Here is a 6,680-nt window from a genome sequence, read left to right as displayed (position 1 = left end):
GCCCGGCAACCACGAAAAGCCGGGCAGAGCCCGGCTCTACGTGAATCGCTTTCAGCGATTCACCTGCGCGTACAGGGTGCTGCTCATGCCGAACAGCTTGATGAAACCTTCGGCTTCTTCCACGCCCCAATCGGCCGACTGCGCGTAGGTGGCACCCTTGGTGTTGAGCAGGTGCGGCGACTTCACCGCCACGGCATCGACGCGACCGCCACGGGTTTCCAGCACGACTTCGCCGTTGACCTTGGTCTGCGAGGACTTCAGGAAGGCCTCGATGTCGGTCTTGAGCGGGTCGTGGTAGAAGCCTTCGTACACCAGCTCCACCCACTTGCGCGCCACGTCCGGCTTGAAGCGGTTCTGCTGCTTGGTCAGCACGGCGTCTTCCAGCGCGCGGTGCGCGGCCAGCAGCGAGACCAGGCCCGGCGCTTCGAACACGATGCGGCCCTTCAGGCCGATCACGGTGTCGCCGGTGTACACGCCACGGCCCACGCCGTAGGGCGCGAACAGCTTGTTGAGCTTGGCAAGGATCTGCTCGCCCGGCAGTGCCTTGCCGTCCAGTTCAACGGCTTCGCCTTCGACGAACTTCAGGGTCACGGTCAGCGCCTCGGCCGGCCATTCGCTGCGCGGTGCGCACCAGCCGCGGGCGCCCTCGCCCGGCGCTTCCCAACGGTCGATCTCGCCGCCGGACATGGTCAGGCCGAGCAGGTTCTCGTTGATGGTGTAGGCCTGCTGCTTGGCGCGCACGCCGAAACCACGCTCTTCGAGGTACTTCTGCTCGTAGGCGCGGGTCTGGGTGTGTTCCTTCTGGATTTCACGGATCGGCGCGACGATCTGGTAGTCCCCCAGCGCCTTCACGGCCAGGTCGAAGCGGACCTGGTCGTTGCCCATGCCGGTGCAGCCGTGGGCAATGATGTTGGTGCCCAGTTCGGCGGCGCGCTTGAGCGCGGCATCGACGATCAGGTAGCGGTCCGACACCAGCAGCGGGTACTGGCCCTGGTAGCCTTCGCCGGCCCACACAAACGGCTTGACGAAGCCGCTCCAGATGGCCGGGCCACCGTCGACGGTGACGTGGCTGGTCACGCCCAGTTCGGCGGCGCGCTTTTCGATGAAATCGCGCTCTTCGTCATCCACGCCGCCGGTGTCGGCGAACACGGTGTGCACGTTGTAGCCGCGCTCCTGCAGGTAAGGCACGCAGAAGCTGGTGTCGAGTCCGCCGGAGAAGGCCAGGACGATGTCTTTCTTGCTCATGGGGGTAAGGGTCCGAATTGGGGGGCGGTAATGGCGATACGGTTTAAATGGCGCGTAGAGCCACGCCATGCGTGGCTGCGTACTGTACGGAGAGCAGCCGACTAACAGTCGGCTCTACCGTCGGCTCTACCATCGGCGGTAACCCGCCGACGGCGGCCGGTTTCAATCATCGGCCGGCCAGCGCCGACATGATCGCCTTCTGCACATGCAGGCGGTTTTCCGCCTCATTGATCGCAATGCATTGTGCGGAATCCATGACGCCGTCGGTTGCCTTGACGTTGCGGCGCAGCGGCAGGCAGTGGCTGAACACGCCGTTGTTGGTCATGGCCATCTTGGCCTCGTCCACGATGAAGTGCTTGTACTGGTCGCGGATGGGCTTTTCCGGTTCCCAGTTGCCGAAGAACGGCAGCGCGCCCCAGCTCTTGGCGTAGACCACATCCGCACCGGAATACGCACTGGCGATGTCATGGCTGATCTTCAGCGAACCGCCGCTCTCGGCGACGTTCTGCTCGGCCCAGCCCATGTAGCGGTCGTCCAGGATGTAGTCGGCGGTCGGGCACAGCAGGGTCACGTCCATGCCCATGCGGGTGGCGATGGTCAGTGCCGAGTTGGCCACGGCGGTGTTCAGCGGCTTGGGGTGATAGGTCCAGGTCAGCACGTACTTCTTGCCGCGCAGGTCCTGGGTGCCGAAGTGCTCCTGCAGCGCCATCACGTGGGCCAGTTCCTGGCACGGGTGGGTGATGGTTTCCATGTTGATCACCGGCACCGGCGAGTACTTGGCGAACGCCTTGAGCACGATGTCCTCGCGGTCCTGCGCCCAGTCGATGAACTTCGGGAACGCGCGCACGCCGATCAAATCGACGTAGCGGCCGAGCACCCGGGCCACTTCGGCCACGTGCTCTTCGGTGTCGCCGTCCATCACGGTGCCCAGGTTGAACTCGATCGGCCATGCGTCCTTGCCCGGCTGCAGCACGATCGCGTGCCCACCCAGCTGGAAGGCGCCCAGCTCGAAGCTGGTGCGGGTGCGCATGGACGGGTTGAAGAACACCAGGGCAATGGACTTGCCCTTGAGCTCGTCGCCCAGCTTGTTGCGCTTGAACAGCGCGGCCTGGGTCAGCAGGGCATCCAGGTCGGTACGGCTCCAGTCCTGGGTGTTCAGGAAGTGCTTCAGGGACATCGATCGATCCTTTGAGGCGGGTTTCAATGGAAGAAAGGGTACAAATGCAACTTTTCAAAACGTAGAAACGAAAAAACCCAGCGCGGGGGCTGGGTTTTCCGAACAGACAGCACGAAGCTCCGGTTACCCAGCGAAAATGTGGGGTTCCGGTCGGCGGGCACGCGACGTCATGCCCGTAGCCATACGGGCGGCGCTGGTGTCGTGCTGGAAGTCGGTGAGTTTCATGGCCGCCAATCTTTGCATGTGAGGCCGGTGGGCGCAAGGCCTGAACCGACGGTTCAGGCGGTAGGTATCGACCGTTGGTCGATACGCCGGCCTAGGGATTCGCCGCGCTGCCCGGCTCGGCACCCACCCAGGGGGTGATGGAGACGCGGATCTTGAGCCGGTTGCCCGGGTCGTCCGGCAGCCGCGAACGGTACTTGGTGCCCTTGTAGACGTAGTCCACGTCGTAGGCGATGGGCCGGCGGAACTCGCGGCCGACCGGGATGATGCGGCAGTCGCGGGTCAGCAGCGGGCCGTTGTTGTTGTTGGCGGCCGGGGCCTCCACCAACGGGGTGCCGTCCTCGTTCAACCCGTCTTCACGCTTGAAGATGGAGCGCACCGAATCCATGAAACGGCCAAAGCGGCCCTTCTCTTCCTGCGGTTCCTCGCCGGTGACGTTCACCGGGGCCAGGGTCCGGGTCGAGACCGGTTCGCAGTGCTCCTCGGTGCGGGTGGCCCGCAGAGTCTGGAACACGGGTTCAACGTTGAGCACCTGCGCGTAGTCGAACTTGACGTTCTCCACGATCACCACCCGGTTACGGACCTCGCTTTCCTGGGCGCACGCCATGAAGGCGGTACTTCCCAACAGGCAGGTCAGCGTCAGCAACGAGGCGGGTTTCATTGGCAACAGGAAAGAGGACAAGGCGGATAGTGTAGGCAGTGCGCGGCACAAGGGGCTGAACATTACCCTTCCGCGACGCATCTGCCCATACCGGGGCGTGTCGTTTGCGACCGACGCCGCGCTCGGGGGGGCAAATCCGGGCCGCCCAGGGCCGCCCGAAGGCCGGCGCTGGCGGCCGATGTGATCTAAAATCGAGGGCTTGCCCCTACTCCGCCCGGCCCTACGCCCCCATGACCCTGCGCCTGCACAACAACCTGACACGCCAGCTCGAACCGTTCACCCCGCTCGATCCGACCTGTCCGACCCTGTATGTCTGCGGCCCCACGGTCTACAACTACGTCCACATCGGCAACGCCCGTGGCCCGGTGGTGTTCGGGGTGCTGGCCGACCTGCTGCGGCGCCGTTTCGGCGGCCTGCGCTACGCCCGCAACATCACCGACGTGGACGACAAGATCAACGCGGCCGCGCGGGAGCAGAACGTCCCGATTTCGACCATCACCGACCGCTTCGCCGCCGCCTACCGTGAAGACATGGCCGCGCTGGGCGTCGTGCCGCCGGACATAGAGCCGGAGGCCACCGCCCACATCCCGCACATCATCACGATGATCGAGCAGCTGATCGCGGCCGGGCACGCCTATGCCGCCGAAGGCCACGCGCTGTTCTCGGTGGCCTCCTACGCCGACTACGGCAAGCTCTCGCGCCGCGACCCGGACGAGATGCTGGCCGGCGCCCGCGTGGACGTGGCCCCGTACAAGCGCGACCCGGGCGACTTCGTGCTGTGGAAGCCCTCCACCGACGACCTGCCCGGCTGGGAATCGCCGTGGGGCCGCGGCCGGCCCGGCTGGCACATCGAATGCTCGGCCATGGCCGCCGCCCACCTGGGCGAGACCATCGACATCCATGCCGGTGGCGTGGACCTGCAGTTCCCGCACCACGAAAACGAGATCGCGCAGAGCGAGTGCGCCCATGGCGGGCAGACCTTCGCCCGGTTCTGGCTGCACAACGGCATGCTCAACTTCGGCGGCGCCAAGATGAGCAAGTCGATCGGCAACATCGAGCGGGTCCACGACCTGGTCCGCCAGCACGCGCCCGAGGCGCTGCGCTATGCGCTGCTGTCGGCCCACTACCGGCAGCCGCTGGACTGGTCCGATGCGCTGATCGAACAGTCGGTGCGCACGCTGGACCGCCTGTACGGCACGCTGCGTGACCTGGCTGATGTAACCGCCACGGCGGTCATTCCGGCCGAGATCGAGGCGACGCTCAACGACGACCTCAATACGCCGCAGGCGCTGGCCGAGCTGGCCCGTATTGCCGGCGAGGCGCGCAAGGCCGCCGATGCGGACAAGCCCGTGTGGAAGTCGGCGCTGCTCGGCGCCGGCCTGGCGCTGGGCCTGCTGCAGCAGGACCCGGCCGCGTGGTTCGGCACGGCCGGCGGCAGCGAAGACGATGCGGCCATCCAGGCCTTGATCGACGCCCGCGCCGCCGCCAAGCAGGCCCGCGACTTCGCCCGTGCCGATGCGATCCGCGACCAGCTGGCCGCCGAGGGCATTGTGCTGGAAGACACTGCGCAGGGCGTACGCTGGTCGCGCAAGCGCTGATACACCGAACCGGATTCCCCATGACCCCCGCATCGCCGTTCCCGCTCGAACCCACCGCCGCTGAAGCCCAGACCGCCATTGCCGAAGAGTTCGCCTTCTTCGGCGACTGGTCCGAGCGCTATCAATACCTGATCGACCTCGGCCGCAAGCTGCCCACGTTCCCCGAGGAGTGGAAGACCGAGCAGCACCGGCTGCTGGGCTGCCAGTCGATGGTGTGGATCGTGCCGGAGGGCAACGCGGACACGCTGCGCTTCCATGCGATCAGCGACTCGGCGATCGTGTCGGGGTTGATCTACCTGGCGCTGCGGGTCTACTCGGGCCGTTCGGCGGCCGAGATCCTGGCCACGGAGCCGAGCTACATCCAGGACATCGGGCTGTCGCGTCATCTTTCCCCGACGCGCAGCAACGGCGTGGCGGCGATGCTGGCCTTCATCCGTGAGACCGCCCAGGCGCAGTCGGCGCCGTGAGTTCGCCTGCCCCTGCCGAGGCCGGCGAAAGCGCGCTGGGCCTGCTCGCACGCCCCGGCTTTTCGCTGCTGCTGGCCTACCGCATCCTGGCGATGCTGTCCTACCAGATCGTGGCGGTCACGGTGGGCTGGCACATCTACGAGGTCACCCGCAATCCGTTCTCGCTGGGCCTGGTCGGGCTGGCGGAGGTGCTGCCGTTCTTCTGCGTGGCGCCGTTCGCCGGATACCTGGTGGACCACCTGCCCCGCCGCCGGCTGGGCATGGTGGCCTGCGCCGGGCTGGTGCTGACGGCGGTGGTGCTGACCTCCGTCGCGAAGGGCTGGCTGCCGTTCAACGGGGTGTGGCCGATCTATGCGGCGGTGGCGATGACGGGCATGGTCCGCGCCTTCCTGTCGCCGATCTACAACGCGCTGTTCGCCCGGGTGCTGGAGCGCCACCAGTTCGCGCGCGGCGCGGGGCTGGGCTCTGTGGTGTTCCAGGGCGGGATGGTGATCGGCCCGGCACTGGGCGGTGCGCTGGTGGCCTGGGGTGGCAAGAGCCTGTCCTACGGGGTGGCGGTGGCGGCGGCACTGGGTGCGCTGGCCTGCCTGGCGACGTTGCGGGTATCCGAGCCGGTGCATGCCGGGCCGGCCGCACCCATCTTCAAGAGCATCGCCGAGGGCGGCCGCTTCGTGCTGGGCAACCGGATCATGGTCGGGGCGATGGCGCTGGACATGTTCTCGGTGCTGTTGGGCGGCGTGGTGGCGATGCTGCCGGCCTTCCTGCACGAGATCCTGCACCACGGACCGGAAGGCCTGGGCATTCTGCGCGCGGCACCGGCACTGGGCTCCGTCTGCGTGGGCCTGTGGCTGGCCCGCCGGCCGTTGCAGCGCCACGCCGGGCGGGTACTGCTGTTCGCGGTGGCCGGCTTCGGGCTGTGCGTGATCGGCTTCGGGCTGTCGCACAGTTTCTGGCTGTCGGCGGTGATCCTGCTGTTCTACGGCGCGTTCGACGGCGTGTCGGTGGTGATCCGCTCGACGATCCTGCAGCTGGCCACGCCGGAAGAAATGCGCGGGCGGGTGTCGTCGATCAACGGCATTTTCATCAGCTCCTCCAACGAGCTGGGCGCGTTCTACGCAGGCACGATGGCCAAGCTGCTGGGCCTGGTGCCGGCGGTGGTGCTGGGCGGGTTCGCGGTGTTGAGCGTGGCGGGGATTACCGCGTGGAAGAACCCCGCCTTGCGCCGCCTCAACCTTCGTGACCTGCAATAACCGGTAGCGCCGGCCGTTGGCCGGCTGCTCTTCATTCCGGGGTCATGAACGTCTGAGGGG

General features: G+C 66.8%; 6 protein-coding genes. 3 read left to right on the top strand and 3 right to left on the bottom strand.

What is annotated here, in order from left to right; translation table 11 throughout:
• Positions 1-51: 51 nt before the first annotated feature.
• The 3 genes from ACREPD_RS21330 to ACREPD_RS21320 all read right to left on the bottom strand — a co-directional run bounded on the left by ACREPD_RS21330 (position 52) and on the right by ACREPD_RS21320 (position 3,305).
• A complete protein-coding gene (locus ACREPD_RS21330) occupies positions 52-1,245 on the bottom strand; it encodes an argininosuccinate synthase (RefSeq protein ID WP_431601146.1) in 1,194 nt (397 codons plus the stop codon).
• A 166-nt stretch (positions 1,246-1,411) separates the two neighbouring features.
• Positions 1,412-2,422 (bottom strand): N-acetylornithine carbamoyltransferase, encoded by a 1,011-nt coding sequence (locus ACREPD_RS21325; protein ID WP_431601145.1) that lies wholly within the window; start codon positions 2,420-2,422, stop codon positions 1,412-1,414.
• A 316-nt stretch (positions 2,423-2,738) separates the two neighbouring features.
• Entirely contained in the window at positions 2,739-3,305 is a 567-nt protein-coding gene (locus ACREPD_RS21320; RefSeq protein WP_431601144.1) for a hypothetical protein, read from the bottom strand.
• 230 nt (positions 3,306-3,535) lie between these two features.
• Here ACREPD_RS21320 and cysS point away from each other — a divergent pair, with 230 nt between their 5' ends.
• Genes cysS through ACREPD_RS21305 form a run of 3 tightly spaced genes read left to right on the top strand, consistent with a single transcriptional unit; the run spans position 3,536 to position 6,620 of the window.
• Positions 3,536-4,903 (top strand): cysteine--tRNA ligase, encoded by a 1,368-nt coding sequence (cysS, locus tag ACREPD_RS21315; protein WP_431601143.1) that lies wholly within the window; start codon positions 3,536-3,538, stop codon positions 4,901-4,903.
• Between the two features lie 20 nt (positions 4,904-4,923).
• The gene (locus tag ACREPD_RS21310; RefSeq protein WP_431601142.1) at positions 4,924-5,370 is read left to right on the top strand and encodes a SufE family protein; all 447 of its coding nucleotides are present in this window, start codon (positions 4,924-4,926) and stop codon (positions 5,368-5,370) included.
• Positions 5,367-6,620 carry an MFS transporter gene (locus ACREPD_RS21305; RefSeq protein ID WP_431601141.1) on the top strand — a complete coding sequence of 418 codons (1,254 nt, stop codon included), beginning with the start codon at positions 5,367-5,369 and terminating at the stop codon, positions 6,618-6,620. Before ACREPD_RS21310 ends, ACREPD_RS21305 begins: the two co-directional genes overlap by 4 nt.
• The last annotated feature ends 60 nt before the right edge of the window (positions 6,621-6,680 follow it).

Source organism: Stenotrophomonas sp. (assembly GCF_050737075.1).
Lineage (GTDB): Bacteria > Pseudomonadota > Gammaproteobacteria > Xanthomonadales > Xanthomonadaceae > Stenotrophomonas.
The sequence above is the reverse complement of the archived record's forward strand: the minus strand, read 5'-3'. Positions and strand labels throughout refer to the sequence as shown.